The following is a 20,001-nucleotide window of genomic DNA, read 5'->3' as shown; positions in this document are numbered from 1 at the left end:
AAGGGTTTCAAAATCTTAATCCAGTTCAAGAAATAATATACCGGCAAATCAAAAGGCGGGAAATGTTCCCGCCTTTTGATTTATGATTTTTTATAGTTTGAATAATCATTGATCGTGATCATCTCCAATGGTCTACCCAACAACTTCAAACCGATAGACACTTCCTCGTGCAGTGGAAGGTACCGTTTTTCCGTTTCATCGTACTGGTAAGTAACACTCGAATTCATATGGTCCGCTTTGAACATTTTAATCTTGAATGTATCATGTATCTCGGATTCCATTTTTTGCAGGCGGCCGGTTTGTGTGCTGAAGAACAGCTTCACCACGCAGTACTTCATAAAATCATTGTCCTGTATCAGCGATGCCGGATCGTACTGGTAACTGATCACCAGTTCTCCGCCCTCGTCTTTTACCACCTTGAAAGTGTTGAAATCCGGCCGGGGCGGCGGTATTTTGTCGCTGTGCGTTTTGTTGAAAGTATTAAGGTCCAGGCGGGAAGGGTTGCCGCCGTTTACCGTGACCAGCACCCACTGCGAACCCGCAGGCAACGATGGGTCATGTTTGGCCTGGTATACTTTTTCTGTGCCTTCCGTTACGATGGTAGTCTTCAGGTTAAAACTGTACCGTTCGAAGTAGTGTTCATGCAGGGAATCCACTGCCGGCTGGTCTATTTTGTATTTTGAATAGGCTTTCAGCACATCTTCACGCTGGCAAAAGACGGGACTGGCCAGCAACAGGGACAGTGCGGTCAACATAAAAATCCTCATGGTAAAATGGTATTGGTCAGTAAATATTCGCTGTTATTTCAGGCAGTCCGTCTGCTCTTTACAATCGGCCAGCACGGATTTGATGGTGGTTTCGGCTACGGATAACAACTGGAACGTACCCCCGTAGTTGTAAGTTTTTCCAGGGAGGATCTTTATGTAATAGATCTTATCCTTTTCCACGCTGAGGGTCAGGGTATTTTTTTGAGTCTTTATTTCCTTTGCATATAAGGTGACGTTCAGTGTATGATCCCCGGCAGGCACGGTGTGTACGGAATAGTGTTTGTTGCGGAGATCACAAACGCGGACGCTGTCTATGAAACAATGAAACGCGATGGCCATACCGTTGTAACCGGTATTGCGGACGAAATACACCTTCGCCGCGCCGGTAGAGTCCTGGGCCCGGGCAGCGGGGGCAAAACATGCTGCGAATAAAAACAAAAGGGCGATCCTGAGTGCTTTCATGTATGCTTTTTTGGTTGATTGAAGTGGGTTATCACGCCGCAAAAATACGAAGACTCAAGTAATTTGGGATCAGAGAGCCGCCGTAACATTTCCGGTAACGGTTGGTTTGTGCCGGGATGACCGTTGGCCGAATAAACCCGTGAACAATATCGTCAGCGCACTGAGCATGGCTATGAATGCCACCACCAAAAAGATCACCGCTTTGCTGCCTGTCACATCGATGATCTTCCCCATCAGCGGCTCGCCGATAGCGGCGAATACATACGCCGTCATATTCATCAGCCCCACGCCCGTGCCTACATACCGGTGGCCGAGCAGCTCCGGGGAAAGCGGCCAGAAACTAGCCTGCGGGCCGTAGGAAAAAAAGCCCGCCAGGAATACGAGCACCCCGATGGCCGGCCCGCTTTTCAGGTTCATACCATAAATAGAGGCCGATAAGATGCTGCAAAGCGCCATGCCGATAAAAATAGAAACAATACGATTGGAACGTAAGAACCGGTCCGTGAGGAACCCGAATGATATCGCGCCCGCGGCCATGCCCAGTGGCAACAACAGGCTGGTCCACAATTGCGGCGAGGCCTTCACGCCGCTGTCCAGGAAATACAGCGGTATCCAGAAGATGAGTGCATACCGGGCCATACTCTGGAAACCCAGCGAAAGACAAACCACCAGGAACTTCCCGTTCCGCAAGGCATGCGCGTAAGCCTGTTTCCAGCCGGGTTTCAATACCGCTTCTTCGCTGGCAGCCGTTGCACCGGATGGCGTGTTCCGCACGAATACAAAAAAGATCAGCACCGCCGCGGCCAGAAACAATACGGGAATGCGGAACAGGTTGCGCCAACTGTCGTTCACCAACAGGATCGAAAAAACATACGCCACCACCGATGACAATCCGGCTGCCATCGTATACAGGCCAAAGGCAAGCCCCCTGTTGCCATCGCGCCACCAGTTGGAAATGATCCGGCTGCCGGGCGCCCAGGCCATGGACTGGAAATAACCGTTCAGCGCCCACAATATCAATATCACCGAAAAAGAAGAAGAAAAACTGATCAGCACATTCGCGGCTACGGACAGCAGGCCGCCCGTGAGGATCATATGCCTGGGGCTCAGCCGGTCCGCGAGGTTGCCGTTGATCAATTGACCGAGCGCATAACCCGCCAGCATGGCAAAACTGATCCAGCCTATCTTTTCAAAAGAAATATCCAGCGTAACGGCCAGCTGTTTTGAGGCCCAGCCGAAATTGTGCCGTCCTGTGTAAAAGAACAGATAACAAAACATTGTCAGCAGCAACATCTTCCAGGGAAGAGAGATGAAGCCCTTTTTCGCGCCTGCCGGTTCCATAAAAATTAAATAAAGGCCTGTATCTTTATACAGGCCTGGTGAAGAATCCTATGCTTATCAAACAAAAAATATTTCCTTACACGAAAGTAAATTTCCTATCCGTTAACTTCGAGTATTACTTTTTAATAAATTGTTAAGTTCATGAACGAGGAATCTGTAGCCGGCGGACAGCTGGTTTATCACCGGATAGGCGGGCTCATCAGGAAGTACCGGAAAGAAAAAGGGCTGAAGCTGCTGGATCTTGCCGGGGTTACCGGCATCAAATCGGCTATGCTGTCCAAGATCGAGAATGGCCGGATGCTGCCTACCATCCCTACCCTGTTCACCATTATCCAGAAGCTGGGGATCAAAGCGGAAGTGTTCTTTTCGGAACTGAGCGCGGAAAGCAGCTTCCCCGGGTATATTTTCCTGCCGAAAAACGGGTTTTCCTCTTATGAAAAAGAAGAAGGGGCCACCGGGTTCGAATACCAGTCCGTACTGGAATACAATTTTGAAGGGGGCGCTTTCCAGATCTCCCTGCTCACCCTGCGGCCAGGCTCGCAAAGACCGCCAGTGACTACCGCGGCCTACGAGTTCATTTATGTGATGACCGGGAACCTCCAGTACCAGCTGGAAGACAGGATGTTCGAGCTTTCCGAGGGCGATGCCCTGTTCTTTGACGGCAATATTTCACATGTGCCTGTAAATCATCAGAATACAACGGTAAGACTGCTGGTCATGTATTTCTTCGGCGAATTGAGCAGATAGAATTTATTTACTTTATGGAAATTTAATTTCCCTTAAGTAAATAATATATATCTTGGTAGTCAACAATTACCCTTGATATGGCTACTCTCAAGACTTGCAGGATCTTCCTCCTTTTTTGCCTGGCGCTAGGTTTTCAGCGCGCTGCGGCACAGCAACCTATTGAACATGTGATCCTGATCGGCTCGGACGGCTTTGGCGCTTACGCTTTCCAAAAGGCCGCGGTACCGAACCTGCGGAACATGATGCAAAACGGCTCCTGGACCTTACATGCCAGGACGGTACTTCCTTCCTCCAGTGCGCCCAACTGGGCTTCTATGGTGATGGGCGCAGGCCCGGAACTGCATGGTTATACCACCTGGGGCAGCAAAAGCCCTGATCTCCCGGCCAGGGTGCTGGATGAATACGGTATGTTCCCTACCGTGTACGCCCTGTTGAGAAAAACAAAACCGAAAAGTGAAATAGGCGTGATCTATGAGTGGGACGGTATCGGTTACCTGTTTCCCAAAGCAGCGGTGAACAAAGACCAGAACTGTGACGGCGACAGCGCAATAGCGGCTGCGGCATCCGCTTACATCACATCCGCCAAACCCAACTTCCTCTTTGTGCATTTTCATGATGTGGACAGCGTAGGCCATAAAGTGGGCCATGGCACCCCGGAATATTACGCAGCGGTGGAACGCACGGACGCGCACATCGGTACGGTCCTGGAAAGCATCCGCAAAGCGGGTATGGACAAAAACACCGTGGTGATATTCACAGCGGACCATGGCGGTATCAACAAAGGCCATGGCTCCATCTCTATGGCCGAAATGGAGATCCCCTGGATCGTAAAAGGCCCGGGCATCAAAACGAACCACGAAGTGCAAAACAGCGTGATGACCTTTGACACCGCCGCTACCATCGCCCGTTTACTCGGGCTTACTCCGCCGCAGGTATGGATCGCCAGGCCGGTGAATGAGATTTTCAAATAACCGTGACCATATAAAAAACAACGGCCGCCAACTGAACAGTGGCGGCCGTTTTGTTGTGCGGACAGCTATAATCTTACGCCCACTCGCAACGGTTTGCGGGCAATGGCATATTCAAAAGCCTCGCCGATGGCGTCCAGCGTAAATTCTTTTTCCACCGCCCCGGCAAAGGGATATTGCTGCCAGCAACGTTCCATAAATGCTACCGCATATTTAAAATCCCCGAAGTTGTAATTGTGCAGGCCTTTGATGGTGATGAGGTTCCGGATCACCCTTTCCGCATCTATCTGCAAAGGACGGTTTTTAAACACGGCTCCTATCCACACGGCGGTGCCGCCTATGCCCAGGCAATCCAGGCTAAACTCCATGGCATCGGGCGAGCCGCTCATGTCAAACACGAGGTCCAGGCCCCGGCCACCTGTCTTTTCCAGCAGGCTTTGTTTGAGGAGGGTTTTATCGCCGGTCATATCAAACACGTCCTGGGCACCAAAGGCCAGGGCTTCTTTTAACCGTTTTTCCTCCACATCCGCCGCGGCCACCCATTCTGCGCCTGCTTCCCGGCACATGGCCGCGCAGGTAATGCCCAGGTGCCCCATGCCCGTAATAAGCACCCGTTTGCCTTTGATATCCCCCGCCATCCGCAGGGCGCCGGCCACGGTGGACACGGAGCAGTTGAGCGTAGCCGCTACGGGCAGGGGCATGTCTTCCGGCAGGCGGATGATGCCGGTGCCGGGTTTCAGGATACAATAAGCGCCCAGGCCTCCATGAAAGACTTCGGCACCGTCCACGCGGGCATGACCGTATTTAAAAAGCCCCTCGCCTTTCTGCGGCATGCCGCGCAGCGCATTGGCGGACCCGGGATCGCTGGAAAAGATGGTCCAGGTGATGCGGTCACCGGGTTGCAGGGCTTTCCCGTTCAGGTCCAGGCCTTTGTGATCCGGGTGCAGCTCCAGCACTTCCCCGACGATCTCGTGGCCAAGCACGGTGGGGCAAGGCTCTTCCCTCAGCCCGCAATAAGTATGTATATCGCTGCCACAGATGGTGGTATAAATGTTTTTCACGAGCAGTTCGCCGGGGAGCAGCGGGCGTAGGCCCAGCTCCTTCAGTTCAAAATCCTGCCCGGGCCCGTAAAAGAGGGCTAGTTTTCCCGTTTGGGGGATGTTTCCTTTCATGTCAGTTTATTTCCTGACACGAAATTATTGTTTCCTTTAAAGAAACTTCTATATTTCTTTTGATTCAGGGCAGAAAATGATATGCTGTCAGGCAGAAGACCCAACATGATGGTATTTTGCCTTTTGACTGAAAATAACAGCCAGCCAATCGGGTAATTACCGGAAAGCAGCCAGGAGACTATAGGGAAGATATAGGAAAGCTGTAGGTAAAGCGGACTTGAGGTGGAGATGAGGTGGACTTGATCCGGAGTCAAAATGGTTAATCCGCTACCAGGAAACCGGGCAGGCGTTCGGAAAAGCTGTAAAGCGGCTGTTTTAACCGGCGGTCAGGCTGGCCAGCGCCTCCAGGTGTTTTACATCATTCATTTCCAGGATGCTAAATTCCCCGTTTTTGTACTGAAGACGGTACAGCCCGGTGTTCTGGTGTTTAAAATCCGTCATCCTGCTCACCGGCATTTTGCTCAGCAGGCATAAGAGGATCAGCAATGAACGCCCGTGCATACACACCAGCACCCTTTTTTCACCATCCGCGGAGATGATCACCTCCAGCGCCTCTTTTAAACGCTGTGCCACCTGGTTCGGACTTTCCCCGTTCTCAAAAGCAAGATCGCAATTGCCTTCGTTCCAGCATTGCAGGATGCGGTTAAAAACCTGTTTGCGTTCATCCGTGTCCGCGTGGCCCTCCCAGATGCCAAACGACAATTCATCCAGGCCCGCCAGCTGTTGCCAGGGCAGCTCATCCTGGAGGAAACCCTGCACCGTCTGGTGCGTTCTTTGTAAAGTGGAAGTATATACTTTATCGAAACGAAGATGTTTGTAATGCTGGTAAAATGCCGCGCCCTGCGCCATCCCCAGTGCGTTCAGACTGGCATTCACTCCCCTGCCCTGTGCGATGCCCATTTTGTTGAAGTCGGTTTCCCCGTGCCTGATGATGTATATCTCTTTCTCCATGACTGACAGTTAGTTGGCTTTTTTGATGATGTAAAACGGATGCAAAGATACAAAAGGAGTTTTTTTACCATTTACTATTATCTTGAGCTTTCATTATACAGCCCCTATGAGGATCGTTATCATGTTATCCGCCGCCATATGCCTGCTGGCTGCCTGTCAGAATACACAGCAGCCCGGCGCCGGGCATTCCCCCGAAGATTCAGCGGCGGTACAGCCGGGGCAGCCCACCGCCCTGTCACATACAGATACTCTCCAGTTCATCCATTTTGAAGGGAACTATGACTACTGGTACGCCATATTCCTCAATGCCGCAAAAGACACCATCCACCTGGTGACGGACAGCGTGCCGGACGACAACCTGAAAAACAATCTCTTCGAAGTAAAGTGGTTTACCGACACGCTTGAGGAAGCCGGGGACAATAACAGCCAATACGCCGCCAACCGTATGACTGCATTCAGGGTGATTGACGGAGCGCCTTTTGTACCGCCGGTTTCAGAACAACAGGTGATCGACGATATTAAAAACCTCCCTGAAGTGAAAGGCAACGCAGACCAGGTAAGTATTGCGGAAAGGCCCGCCGGGGATAAGACCTGGTATCTTATCGAAACAGGCACCCGCGAGGAGGATCATTTCTCCCGGCTGTTTATGTTCCGCGTATACGTCTACCCAAAATACGAGATCAGGTTTTATGACCCCGCGGGTGACACGGACATGAGCCTGCGGGAATGGCGGAATAAATAAATTCACAACGACGCCCCAAACAAGGCCAGTTCCGTGGTAGATTTTCCCGCATGACTAAAGCCCTTCCACTAAAGTGCATCGTTTTAAATAACGGCTACGCTGCACCCCCGTTTTTATTAACCCAACTTATTCAGCCAAAAAAATCTTTACAGTACGCCCTCCATCTATATGTCCTACATATTATGTTTACATCTGCCGATTTGATATTATTTTAGACCCGGAACTGCTTAAAAATCACTCGTACACGCTAAAATAATATTCCCTTACGTGTAGCCAGGACACCATACGCTTGTTATCTTCCACCCCATCCGCACCTGTTAACAAAAAGAAGTTTGGATTAATAAAAAATCCGCCGCATATTTGATATGTACTACATAAGTACTAATCGCCAAAATCCAATATACTCCCTGTTATGAAAAAAAATCTACTCCGCAGTGCCGGCTATATCCCCGGTATATTCTGCCTGTTTATTTTGACCATGCTTTTTTCCCCGGACGTATCCGGGCAGGCCAGGATCCTGACCGTTTCCGGCAAAGTGACGGATGACCTGGACGCCCCCGTACCCGGCGCCAGCGTACGCATCGCGGGTACCCAGCTGGGCGCCCTTACCGATGAAAACGGGAAATACTCCATTTCAGTAAACCCGGCGGACACCCTCGAATTTTCCTACGTAGGTTACAAAACCATGCGTTTTGCCGTAAAAAACCGGGTGGACCTGAACGTGAAGCTGGAAGCCGCCGCCGGCGGCCTGAACGAGGTCAGCGTGATCGGTTACGGCCAACAGAAAAAGATCAGCGTGATCGGCGCGCAATCCACCCTGAACGCAGAAGAGCTTAAACTCCCCGTAAGGGACATTGCCAGCACACTGGGCGGCCGCATCGCCGGTATGATCACCACTTCCCGTGGCGGCGGGCCGGGGCAGGACAACTCAGGATTCCTCGTACGAGGCGTATCCACCTTCGGAACCAGCGTACGTACCCCGCTGATCATTATCGACGGCGTTCCGGACCGCTCGCTGAATGATGTGGACCCTGAAGACATCCAAACCTTCACTGTGTTAAAAGACGCGGTTTCCACTGCCGTATACGGCACCAGGGGCGCAAACGGCGTCATCATCATCAACACCAAAAAAGGCGTGGCCGGCAAACCCAGCGTGAAAGTGGAACTGAACCAGGGCGTTACCCAGTTCGTACAGGTGCCCGAGATACTGGACGCCCCCACCTGGATGACGCTGTACAACGAAGCACTCACCACCAGGGGCAGGCAGGCCTTGTATACAGACGAACGCATCGACCTGCACAGGACCGGCGCGGACAAAGACCTCTACCCCAACGTAAACTGGTACGACGAGATCTTCCGCAAATCCGGCATGACGCAGCGGGCGAACATCAATATCAGCGGCGGTTCCGACAAAGCTACTTATTACATCTCCGCCGGTTATTACAATGAAACGGGCCTTATCAAAAACGACCCGGAGCAGACCGGTTATGATTCCAAATCTTATTACAGGCGTTATAATTTCACGGCGAACATTGGCGTGAACGTGACCAATACCACCAAGGTAGACCTGAACATCTCTTCGATCATAGACCGCAGGAACGGCCCCTGGAACGGCGATGGCAGCAATGCTTCCAACAACCTCTTCGCGCAGGTGCTGCGCGTACCACCACATATCATTCCCGGCAGGTATTCCAACGGCGCTTATGCCATGTACCCCGGCGGCTTCAGCAGCCCCAGCAGGATCGCGTACGACGTGGGCTCCGGTAACGATTACTCCGCCACCATCCGCCCGAACCTCCGGCTGAAACAGGACCTGGACATGTTCACCAAAGGCCTGTCCATCTCCGGCCTGTTTGCGTTTGATATTTATACGGACGGCACCACCGCCACCACCAAAAACTCCGCCGCGGAATACGCCACCGGCAGGGATGCGGACGGCAACCTGATCACCCAGATCACCCGCGACGCTCCCGGCACTTTAGGTTTCTTTTCCGCCAGAAGCTCCACCAGGAGAATGTATTCCGAAGCTTCGCTGAACTACGGGCGCACTTTTGGTAAACACGAAGTAGGCGGCCTCGTCCTCTTCAACCAGTCCGAATACGTGGACGGCAACGCGGCCAACTTCACATCGGCCGTGCCTTTCCGCAACCGCGGCCTTACCGGGAGAGCCACCTACGGTTATGACAACCGTTATTACGTGGAGGCGAACTTCGGTTACACCGGTTCTGAAAACTTCAGCCCCGACAACCGCTTCGGTTTCTTCCCCTCTGCCGGTGTAGGGTATGTGGTATCCAACGAAAAATTCTATGCTGTCCTCAAGGACATCATGCCATACTTCAAGCTGCGCTACAGCTACGGGCTTACGGGCAACGGCGGCTTCAGCACCCGTTTCCTTTACCTCACACAGCTCAGCAAAACAGCGGCTACCGGTTACCAGTTCGGCATACCTTCTTCCCTTTCACCTGCCTACAGCGGTTATGCTGAATCGCAGATTGCCACGGACCCCACCTGGGAAACTTCCTACCGCCACAACCTTGGCGTGGAAATGGGCTTCTTTAACAACGACCTGAAGATCGTCACCGAGCTTTTCCGCGAAATGCGCAAAGGCATCCTGAGAGCGGACCAGACCATTCCCGGCATTTCCGGTTTCGGCGGCGTAAATCCCACGCGGAACATTGGTATTGTACTAAATAAAGGCGTGGACGTAACGCTCACTTACCGCAGAACCCTATCTGAAGAAAAATGGGTGAACGTGACCGGTACATTCACCTACAACAGGAACACGAACCTGGAAGACGGCCTGCCCCCGCAGCGTTACCCCTGGATGGAATGGAAAGGAAAAGAAGTAGATGCAAAAACATTGTACATCGCGGAAGGCCTGTTTCAAAACCAGGCTGAGATCGACCGGCATGCCGTACAATCCGGCGATACCCGTATAGGCGATATCAAATACAAAGACCTGAACGAAGACGGCATCATCGACGCGAACGACATTGCGCGTATAGACGTGTCCGGTACCCCTAAAATGATGTACGGCCTCAACCTGTCATTCGGGTACAAAGGTTTTGACATCGGCGCATTTGTGCAGGGCACGGGCAAGGTATACCTCAGCTACGGCATGGGCGATGGCACCAGGCCTTTTAACTCCGGCCCCATCAGCAGCGCGCTGATGAGCATGGTAGCGGACCGCTGGACGGAAGACAATCCCAATCCCAACGCCTTTTATCCCCGCCTGAACACCGAGCAGGACCCGAACTCCAATTACCTGAACAGCACCTGGTGGCTCAAACCCTCCGACTTCATCCGCCTGAAAAGCGCCGAGATCGGGTATACCCTTAGCCAGTCGCTGGTGAAACGCTGGGGCATCAAAAACCTGCGGATGTTCATCAATGGCACGAACCTGTTCACCATTTCAAAATGGAAATACTGGGATCCTGAGCTGAACGATACCGGCACCAGCTCCACCAACTACACCCGTGGTGAATCCTATCCGAATATCAAGGCTTACAACTTTGGCGTAAGGGTTACTTTTTAACAGCATAAGCATACTACCATGAAAAAACATATCACCCATTATACAGCGTTCATCGTCATGGCAGCCCTCCTGCTGACAGGCTGCGAAAAAGGTTTTTTTGACAATGCGCCCAAAGACCTGCAAACCATCGAGATGGTTTTTCAGAACAAACTGGAAGCGGAAAACTGGCTGTCCGGCGTATACAACCGCCTGCCCGATGTATGGGCGGATGGCAGCGTTACCGGCAGAGGCCTGGCCGAACTGAGCGATGAACTGGAGCTGAACGCTCCTTCCATCATCGGGGCGGGCAATCTTAGCAGCCAGAGCGGCATCAACGTTTATACCAGCTATTACCAGGCCATCCGCCTGGCCAATATCTTCATGGCCAATATCGACAACAGCAAGACCAATCTGCTGAAAGAACCGAACGGCGAAGAGCTGATCCGCCAGTATACCGGCGAAGCGCGTTTCCTGCGGGCGAACTATTACTGGATGCTGATCAAACTGTATGGCCCCGTGGTGCTCGTGGGCGACAGGGTGGCCGGTGTGGATGACAACTTCCAGCTGCCCCGGAACACCTGGAGCGAGTGTATTAACTACATCCTCGCTGAAATGGAGGCCGCTAAAGCGTTGGTACCTGAAAAACATGTGGTGCCTTCTTCCGGTGAGGATGATCTTTCGCAGACGGGCCGCATTACCAAACTGATCATAGAAGCCGTACAGAGCCAGGTGCGCCTGTACGACGCCAGCCCGCTTTTTAACGGCAACAGCGATTTTACCAGTTTCAGGAATACAGACGGCGGCGCGCTGATGAACCTCACCGCAAACCCCGCCAAATGGGCCGAAGCAGCGCAGGCCGCTAAGGCAGCCATCGACCATGCTGAAGACATGGGCAAAAAACTATACAAGGTCACCAACAACGATCCTTTCCTTGCAGCCGTGAATTCCGTGCGTGGCCTCTTCCTGACAGGGTGGAGCGACGAAGGCATCTGGATCAGGACCGTGACGGGGTATTCCGTTTGGGAAGAACATTCCGCTCCCCGCGCCGCCAATGGGACCAAGACCGTTGCGGTATTGTCCGTGCCCCAGGAAATGGTGGACCGGTACAGGATGTACAATGGTAAAAACATCGAAGAAGATGACAGCGAATATGAGGAGGACGGGTTTACGGCTACCGCCAAAACAGGTTTTTATGTGGCCGGCACTTCCAACATGTACATGAAACGGGAGCCGAGATTTTACGCGAACATCACTTTCAACGGCTCCACCGTTCCGTTTGTGCCCAAAACCGGCATAACCAGGGTAGAATTCTGGCCCACCGGCAACTCCGGCAATGCAAACGGCAGCCAGACCATGTATCCCAAAACAGGTTACCTCGTGCGCAAAAACACCAATGTGGGCAGGAACCTCCAGAGCAATGCCGGCAACGTGGTGCGCCCAGCGATGTATATCCGCCTCGCGGAACTGTACCTCAACTATGCCGAAGCATTAAACGAATCAGATCCCGGCAACGCGGACGTGCTGAAATACCTGAACGCCGTACGCACCCGCGCGGGCATCCCCGTAGTAAATGCGGGACCGGACCAGGCCGCCATCCGCAAACTGATACAAAGAGAACGCTGCATTGAGCTGGCATACGAAGGCCACCGCTTCTTTGATGTACGCAGGTGGAAGATCGTCAACCAACCGGAAGGCAGGCAGGCGGGCGAGTTTCATGGCATGAACGTATTCACCGGCACCAGCCTTGGCGATCCCGCGTACTACGAACGCACCAGGACCAGCACACGCATCTGGTACGACCGTTACAACCTTTTACCGCTGCCGCAAAGCGAGGTGAATAAAAATTTCAAGATGGTACAAACAATGGGTTACTAATATGCAGCAAACTTTCAGAACAATCACAGGCGCAATGCTGTGCTGCCTTCTCCCCGCCGTATTGTCGGCGCAGGAGGCAGCACAACAGAAATACAAAGTACCGGTGCTCACGGGGAAAGACATCAATCCCGTTATCCGCATCAGGGTAGATGTAAAAGAAGATCATGAAACATTGCAGCAGGTGGACATACAGCTGAAAGGCGCCGCCCTGCCCCGTTACCTGCAAAACGTCCGCATATATGCGGCCGGTGCAGACAGCGCGGTATGGAAAGGCGATAAACCGGCGGGTAAAACATTATTCGCCGAAGCGCCCTCCCCTGCGGCGGAAAAGATCGTACTGAAAGGAAACCTGCCCTTACAACGCGGCGCGAACTACCTCTGGGTGAGCGTGTCCCCCTCCGCCGGCATACCATTAAACGCGCGCCTGCATATCGACGCCGCCGCCGTACGGGTAAACGGCAAGCCCCTGAAAATAGCTGCCGGCAACTATACACACCGCACCGGCGTTGCCTTGCGGCAGCACAACCAGGACAATGTACACACCCACCGCATCCCCGGGCTGGCCACCGCCAAAGACGGCACGCTGCTCGCCATATACGACGCGCGCAGGGAAAGCGGCAGGGACTTACAGGGCAATATAGACATCGGCCTGTCCCGCAGCTTCGACAAGGGAAAAACCTGGCAGCCGATGCAGACCGTGATAGACATGGGCGCATGGGGCGGCCTGCCGGAGAAGTTCAACGGCGTGTCCGACGCGAATATACTCGTGGACAAAAACACCGGTACGATCTATATCGCCGGCCTCTGGATGTACGGCGTGATAGACACTACGGGCAAATGGGTGGAAGGCCTCACAGATACCAGTACCATCTGGAACCATCAATGGAAGACCAAAGGCTCGCAACCGGGCTTTGGTGAAAAACAAACCTGCCAGTTCCTCATCGTCAAAAGCACGGACAACGGCGCCACCTGGAGCAAACCGGTGAACGTGACGCGTATGGGTAAAAAAGAAGACTGGTGGCTGTGGGCGCCCGCACCGGGCTCCGGTATCACGCTGAAAGACGGTACACTCGTGTTCCCCACACAAGGCAGGGATAACAAAGGAAGGGCCTTCTCCACCATCAGTTACAGCAAAGACGGCGGCAACACCTGGCACACCGGCGAAAGAGCCGCGCCTGAATCCACCACGGAAAACATGGCGGTAGAGCTCAGCGACGGCTCCATCATGCTGAACATGCGCTCCGGCGCAAACAGCAGGGACACCGGTGCTACCAACGGAAGGGTGATAGCCGTGACGCAAAACCTGGGACAGACCTGGGCCAGGCATCCCACTTCCCGCAACGCCCTGCCGGAACCAACCTGCATGGCCAGCATCATCCGCCACGATTATGTGAAGAACGGGCAGAAAAGATCCGTGCTGTTATTCTCCAACCCGGATTTTAAAACAGCCCGTAAAAACATGACCATTAAAATCAGTTTTGACGACGGCAAAACATGGCCCGCCAGCAAAAAGATATTACTGGATGAAGAGAAAAGCCGCGGCTATTCCTGCCTCACCAGTATAGACAACGATACGATAGGAATCCTATACGAAAGCAGCCAGGCGGACCTGGTGTTCCAGGCAATACCGCTGGAAGAATTACTGTAATGCAAAGCAGCGAAAAAAGGCTCCCGGGTGTTTATGCCGGGAGCCTTTTCTTTTTGTATGGAAGACTTCTATTTCATCTGAAGCACATACTCCCGCTCCTTTCCCTTTTCTGCCAGGTGATCCGGCTGCACGCCTTTCCGCTCCCAGGACTCTTCCGTACCGGGCCTTGCAGGCGCCGCGGTGGATACCGAGACGATCAGCTGATCATTCACCACGTACCAGGTATTCATATGCGCCCCTCCCGCCGAAGGCTGCCCGACAATCTTTGCTCTCTTCAAAGCCTGTAACGAATAGGCAAATGCCTCGGCCGCGGAGGCCGTCCGGTTGTTCACCAGGATATACAAAGGCTGTTCATACTTAGGTTCGGTGAGCCAGTTCACCGTCTTTTCCAATACAGGCGGGCCATGCCTGCTTCTGAATTCCAGCAGGGGCACATCTTTTGGAAGGAAAAAACTTTCAAACACCGCGCCCACATCGCTGCCGCCCCCGCCATTGTCCCGCAGATCGATGATCAGCGCTTTAGTATGCGCCACGAAACGCATCGCGGCAAACAGCACGGGAAGGCTTTTGGAAGAGATATTGATCTCCGAGACTTTGATATAACCGATGTTTTCACCGGTGATACTCACTTCCCTGAAACCAAAATTGTTTTCAACCGCCTTCTGCCCGTAATAAAATGCATCATAACTAAAAGCCTTCGTGGTGTCCTTTCCTTTACGTTCCGCTTCTCTCAGGCCCTGTACTGTTTCCGGGTCGTTCCTGACATACAGGTGGCCGTCGTGGCTGAATTCACGAAGGTGATGCGTAGCCAGGGAATCGAACATGTTCCAGCTATTGCAGCTGGCAAAGGTTCCCTTTTTATATTCCTGTTGCAGATAAGCGGCGATCCGTTTTCCTTTTTCAGGATATACATAATTGTCTCCGATGTGCCGGGCAATAGCGTTCACCGCTTCCCGTATCTCTTTGGGACCGGCGCTCTGGGCGCAGACAGCGCAGGAGAAAATGAGGCAGATAAATGAAAGGACGATCTTCATGGCGGATGTTGGATTTACAACAAAATTACGCGGGGTTTACCACCGGGAATTGTACCAGGTTAGCCTCCTATCTTTTTATACCCGCCGGGCAAAAAGCCGGTCATGTCTTTGAATGTCCTGATGAAATGGCTTTGATCAAAAAAGCCGCATTGATGGGCAATGGCGGTGAGTGGTAGCTTCGCGGTCCGCATCAGGCTGAGGGCCTTTTCGATGCGCAGTTTACGGATATATTCTCCCAGGGTACAGTGGAAATACCGCGGAAAATATTTTGAGATGGTTACGGGGTGCACCTGCACCAGCCGGGCGAGTTCCTGCAACGGTATATTATCATCCCAGCGGTCGTTCAGGACCTCCCGCAACATCGTTACCCACCGGGGGATACAGGCTGGCGCCGGATCTCCGGGCCTTAGCAGGCTCAGCAGCAAACTATGCACCGCTGATGAAAACCGGTCATCCCCGGCCTGGCATTCTTTGTAGATCTTCAGGATGGTGAACTTTGCATCGCCCTGGAAAGCGCCGGTGCTGAATACATCCGCATCGAGTCCGTACCGGCTGAAGAAGCCGCTTTTTATTTCAAGGTTGATATTCCGGGAATGAGTTTGGGTATTACAGTTCCGGTGCAGTTCCCCGCTACGGTAGCTCACCACTTCCCCGGGGAGTATTTCTTTCTCACGGCCTTTGCGCTGTTCGTTATTGCCACCCTGTATGATAAAACTGATATGATGGTTTTCGTGGCAATGCCAGCCCTCAAAGACCGGGACGGGATAAGCCGCCACGCTGATCAGCAATCCGTCCGCATGCCAGTTGCTGTTGACCGATCCCAGGTATTCTCCGCTTTTCAGGTGAAGCATAGGCTTGTGCATTAAACTATATCAATTTACTGTAAATAACCGGCAATAAAAGGCCGGAGTCCATAGCTGGGCTATAACAGGTATGAAAGGCGGATGCCCCGGCACGGGAAAGGCAATAAACGTGAATGTTCCTTACGAATACGTTTTCGTTCCACGGCATTGTGTCGGTTTGACACGATACAGGCTGGAAAAGGCCGGGCTGGCTATTAATTTGGTTTTAATATTAATTCTCCGAAACAGTGTATGCTTGCTTTGGATTTACGGATAAGAATACTATTTTTATGAACGGAGTTTGTATGACAAGGCGTTTTTGAAATCTAAATTAGAGGAAAGTGCCAACTGGCCTGAATTAAGGAGAAGATGTAGAGTCCCTCCGACGTGTTGATCCACCCTGCTGCAACTCCCCGGTAAACGTATTATGCTGACATTGTAAAGCCTTGCGAGCTTATAAAACCTGATTCATTCAATTATTGTAAAACCATGTGAACCGTTTCCTGAAACAACAGTGAATCATATTTGCTCATTGTAGCGTGCGCGTTGTCGTTTTAATCCAGGCAAATAAATCAATCAAAAGTATTTGTTGAATACGCTGTTGCGTGTATCCAACCGGCCTCTCATTTTCCTAACACAAACCAAATCTTATGCTACTCATGCATTCAAAAAAGAAGCTGCCTTCAGGCCGCTTGCGGCTTGCCTGCCAGACATGGCGTGGCCTGCTCACCCTGCTGCTGCTGCTCGCGGGGATTACCGCCTTTGCAGGCCCGCATTCAACGGCTTATGACAAAAAGATATCCGGTAAGGTAACCGATGGCACCGGCACCGGCCTGCCCGGTGTAAGCATTGCCCTGAAAGGCACCAGCACCGGCACCGTCACCAATCCCAACGGGGAGTATACCATCAGCGTACCGGATACCGGCGCCGTGCTTATATTCCGCTTCGTGGGGTACAACGTCCAGGAAATAGCCGTGGGCGCTCAGCCCCGTGTGGACGTGGTAATGACCACCTCCGCCAAAGGCCTCAATGAGCTGGTAGTGGTAGGGTATGGCACGCAAAAGAAAGTAAACCTCACCGGCGCTGTAACAGCCGTGAATGCAGGCGAACTGGTGAACCTCGCTCCTTCCAACCTTTCCAACGCACTGGCGGGACGTGCTCCCGGCGTGAACGTGACCAACACCTCCGGCCTGGCGGGCGCATCTTCCAGCATCCGCATCCGTGGCAGCTTCGGCGATCCGCTGTTTGTAATAGACGGCGTAGTGCGCGACAAAGAAGCATTCGACGCGCTGGAAGCGGCAGAAGTGGACCAGATGAGTTTCCTCAAAGACGCGGCCACAGCCTCCATCTACGGTTCCCGCGCGGGCAACGGCGTTGTGCTCGTGACCACCAAAAAAGGAACGAGCCAGAAACCGGTGTTCAACTTCCAGACGAACTATACCACCAACCGCCCCACGATGACGCTGCATTCCGACAAGACCACCTCAACGGACGAGCTCATCTACCAGAACCGTGTAGCCGCCTTCCAGGGCACCGCCCTGCCGAACGGGCAGGCCGAGTTCGATTACTTCAAAGACAAAAAATACAACGTAAACGACTTCATCTGGCAGAACCCCTGGAGCATGCGCCATTCCCTCAGCGTATCCGGCGGCAGCGACCGCATCACGTATTATTCCATGCTCAGCTACCGCGCGGAAGAAGGCTCTTACAAAAGCCTGGAACATAAAAAGGTGAACCTCCGCTCCAACGTAACCGCCAAAGTATCGGACGCCATCAAGGTGAACCTGAACATCTCCGCTTTCCAGGAGAACCAGGACCGCTTTTTCTGGCCGTTTGGCAGCGCCGAGAACGATGATGAGTACGATGTATCTGACATCTACCGCGTGACCTTCAACTGGCCTAAAACCTTTCCCTTTTTCCTCACTGCGGACGGGCAGCCGGCGGATTATATAACGCCCTATCCCGTACAGCCGGTGATGGGTAGCTTCCAGGCCTGGAACGTGATAGACCAGGTGGTGGGCAACCGTTACATCAACCTGCGCAAACGCCAGATGAACGCCATCCTGGGAATTGATATCAGCCTGGAGAAATTTGTAAAAGGCCTCACCTCCAAAGTGGTGGGCAACTATGTGGCGGATGACTATATGCGCAAGCGGTTCATGACCTACCAGAAAGCATACTCATTCGTACCCGCTCAGCCGAACGGCAACCGCTTTATCCCCGGCCCGCCGGACGAAAACAAAGTCGTGATCTTTAACTTCAGCCAGAACCAGCCATTTACGGATTACCGTCTCTCCACTTTATGGAGCTACCAGCTGAACTGGTTCCTGAACTACAATCGGACTTTCAATAAACACGGGATAGACGCTTTGGTGGTGTTTGAACAGGCGGAGAATGGCGGCTACGGCGCTGTATCGCGCGCTGAAAACCCCATCCCCCTGGAAAATATCGACCAGGCCTTCGCTTATTCCGGCGACCGCCAGTTCCGCGACGCCAGCGCCTGGGAAGAAGTAGGCGCCCGCCAGTCATGGATCGGCCGTGCGAACTATAACTACGACGGCAAATACATCGCTGAATTCTCATTCCGCTACGACGGCAACACGCTGTTCCCCGCGCACAAACGCTGGGGCTTTTTCCCGTCCGTATCCGCCGCATGGCGCATCTCCGAAGAGAATTTCTTCCGCAACACCACCAGCTTCTTTGATGAACTGAAGATCCGTGCTTCGTACGGTACCACTGGTAATGACCTGAACGTGGCCAATCAGCGGATCGCCCCCTTCTCTTACCGCAACTATTTCGTGAACGCGGGCTCCTACATGTTTGGCGACCGCCTGTATACCACCGTCCGCCCGGGCCCGATACCCAACCCGGACCTCACCTGGGCCACCTCTACGTCATACAACGCCGGCCTGGACTTCTCCATCCTGAAAAGCAGGCTGAACGGTACGATAGACGTATTCCTCCGCAAAGAGACCGACATCCTCGGATCGCGCGAAGTGAAACTGCCGGACAATTACGGCATTGATCTTGCGCCGGAGAACTACGCCGCCCGTTCCTTCAGAGGCGGGGAGCTTACCCTTGAATGGCGTGACCGCGCGGCCGGCAACAAGATCAACTACTCCGTGACCGGCAACCTCGGTTATGCCAAAGACCAATGGGACATCTACGATGAAACCGCCATCTTCGGCCCCGCCGGCAACCGCAATTTCGAATCACGCATCGGCCGCCCGGAAAACCGCATCGTGGGTTACAAATCCCTCGGCATCATCCGTACGCAGCAGGAGCTGGACGCGCTGCTCTCCAAAAACTTCACCCAGTTCGGCCGCAAACCCTACCTGGGCGCGCTGCTGTATGAGGATGTGCGCGGCGACGCCTACGCTCCCGGCGCGGACGGCAAGATCGACGCGAACGATATGCAACTGCTGTCCACCAACGCCACTCCCCGCATCAACTTCGGGATGGGCATCAATGTATCCTGGAAAAACTGGGCCTTACAGACCTTCTTCCAGGGCGTTACTTCCTACGACCGCATCATCAGCAACCAGGAAGGCGCCGGTATGCGCCAGCATGGCGGGAACGTGCGCCCGTATTACCCGATCTGGGCAGGCGACGTATACACGCCCGAAACCCCGGACGGCAAATATCCCCGCCCCGTGGGCCAGAGCGGCTGGGCTGAAGCAGGCGCCGCCGCTTCGTCCTTCTGGATCAGGAACGGCGCTTATTTCCGCATGAAAATGCTGAACCTCGCCTACAACCTGCCCCAAAACTGGACCCGCAGGATAGGCCTCTCCAGCGCACAGCTGTACTTCAACGGGACGAACCTGTTCGCATTCTCCGGCATGAAAGAGTTTCATGACCCGGAACAGAAAAATTACGATTCATATCCTGTCATGAAAGCGTTCACATTCGGCGCCGATATTAAGTTCTAAAAAGCATGA

General features: G+C 53.1%; 14 protein-coding genes. 7 read left to right on the top strand and 7 right to left on the bottom strand.

What is annotated here, in order from left to right:
* Window positions 1–80 precede the first annotated feature (80 nt).
* The 3 genes from EG028_RS20310 to EG028_RS20300 all read right to left on the bottom strand — a co-directional run bounded on the left by EG028_RS20310 (window position 81) and on the right by EG028_RS20300 (window position 2,570).
* Window positions 81–767: a hypothetical protein gene (locus EG028_RS20310; RefSeq protein WP_120518159.1), complete on the bottom strand. Its 687-nt coding sequence runs from the start codon at window positions 765–767 to the stop codon at window positions 81–83.
* 33 nt (window positions 768–800) lie between these two features.
* Entirely contained in the window at window positions 801–1,229 is a 429-nt protein-coding gene (locus EG028_RS20305; protein ID WP_120518158.1) for a DUF2846 domain-containing protein, read from the bottom strand.
* Between the two features lie 69 nt (window positions 1,230–1,298).
* Window positions 1,299–2,570 (bottom strand): MFS transporter, encoded by a 1,272-nt coding sequence (locus EG028_RS20300; RefSeq protein ID WP_206614483.1) that lies wholly within the window; start codon window positions 2,568–2,570, stop codon window positions 1,299–1,301.
* A gap of 141 nt (window positions 2,571–2,711) precedes the next feature.
* On the opposite strand from EG028_RS20300, the gene EG028_RS20295 reads away from it, so the two are divergent.
* Both EG028_RS20295 and EG028_RS20290 read left to right on the top strand, forming a co-directional pair.
* Window positions 2,712–3,317: a helix-turn-helix domain-containing protein gene (locus EG028_RS20295; RefSeq protein WP_120518157.1), complete on the top strand. Its 606-nt coding sequence runs from the start codon at window positions 2,712–2,714 to the stop codon at window positions 3,315–3,317.
* Window positions 3,318–3,394: 77 nt separating this feature from the next.
* Window positions 3,395–4,288 carry an alkaline phosphatase gene (locus EG028_RS20290; protein ID WP_120518156.1) on the top strand — a complete coding sequence of 298 codons (894 nt, stop codon included), beginning with the start codon at window positions 3,395–3,397 and terminating at the stop codon, window positions 4,286–4,288.
* A gap of 65 nt (window positions 4,289–4,353) precedes the next feature.
* Here the strand turns inward: EG028_RS20290 and EG028_RS20285 are convergent, their stop codons facing one another.
* Window positions 4,354–5,457, bottom strand: coding sequence for a zinc-binding dehydrogenase (locus tag EG028_RS20285; protein ID WP_120518155.1), 1,104 nt, complete (start codon window positions 5,455–5,457; stop codon window positions 4,354–4,356).
* A 315-nt stretch (window positions 5,458–5,772) separates the two neighbouring features.
* Window positions 5,773–6,408 carry a histidine phosphatase family protein gene (locus EG028_RS20280; RefSeq protein WP_120518154.1) on the bottom strand — a complete coding sequence of 212 codons (636 nt, stop codon included), beginning with the start codon at window positions 6,406–6,408 and terminating at the stop codon, window positions 5,773–5,775.
* 106 nt (window positions 6,409–6,514) lie between these two features.
* Between EG028_RS20280 and EG028_RS20275 the strand changes: the two genes are divergently transcribed.
* The 4 genes from EG028_RS20275 to EG028_RS20260 all read left to right on the top strand — a co-directional run bounded on the left by EG028_RS20275 (window position 6,515) and on the right by EG028_RS20260 (window position 14,187).
* Window positions 6,515–7,150 (top strand): hypothetical protein, encoded by a 636-nt coding sequence (locus tag EG028_RS20275; protein WP_120518153.1) that lies wholly within the window; start codon window positions 6,515–6,517, stop codon window positions 7,148–7,150.
* A 412-nt stretch (window positions 7,151–7,562) separates the two neighbouring features.
* A complete protein-coding gene (locus EG028_RS20270) occupies window positions 7,563–10,685 on the top strand; it encodes a SusC/RagA family TonB-linked outer membrane protein (protein WP_120518152.1) in 3,123 nt (1,040 codons plus the stop codon).
* 18 nt (window positions 10,686–10,703) lie between these two features.
* Window positions 10,704–12,539: a RagB/SusD family nutrient uptake outer membrane protein gene (locus EG028_RS20265; RefSeq protein WP_120518151.1), complete on the top strand. Its 1,836-nt coding sequence runs from the start codon at window positions 10,704–10,706 to the stop codon at window positions 12,537–12,539.
* A gap of 1 nt (window position 12,540) precedes the next feature.
* Complete coding sequence (locus EG028_RS20260; RefSeq protein ID WP_120518150.1) at window positions 12,541–14,187, top strand: sialidase family protein; 1,647 nt, start codon at window positions 12,541–12,543, stop codon at window positions 14,185–14,187.
* A 68-nt stretch (window positions 14,188–14,255) separates the two neighbouring features.
* On the opposite strand, the gene EG028_RS20255 is transcribed toward EG028_RS20260, so the two are convergent.
* Both EG028_RS20255 and EG028_RS20250 read right to left on the bottom strand, forming a co-directional pair.
* Window positions 14,256–15,221: a S41 family peptidase gene (locus EG028_RS20255; protein ID WP_120518149.1), complete on the bottom strand. Its 966-nt coding sequence runs from the start codon at window positions 15,219–15,221 to the stop codon at window positions 14,256–14,258.
* Between the two features lie 59 nt (window positions 15,222–15,280).
* Window positions 15,281–16,084, bottom strand: coding sequence for a helix-turn-helix domain-containing protein (locus EG028_RS20250; RefSeq protein WP_120518148.1), 804 nt, complete (start codon window positions 16,082–16,084; stop codon window positions 15,281–15,283).
* Between the two features lie 629 nt (window positions 16,085–16,713).
* Between EG028_RS20250 and EG028_RS20245 the strand changes: the two genes are divergently transcribed.
* Entirely contained in the window at window positions 16,714–19,992 is a 3,279-nt protein-coding gene (locus EG028_RS20245; protein WP_120518147.1) for a SusC/RagA family TonB-linked outer membrane protein, read from the top strand.
* Window positions 19,993–20,001: the final 9 nt, after the last annotated feature.

Source organism: Chitinophaga barathri (assembly GCF_003807585.1).
Taxonomy (GTDB): Bacteria; Bacteroidota; Bacteroidia; order Chitinophagales; family Chitinophagaceae; genus Chitinophaga; species Chitinophaga barathri.
The sequence above is the reverse complement of the archived record's forward strand: the minus strand, read 5'-3'. Positions and strand labels throughout refer to the sequence as shown.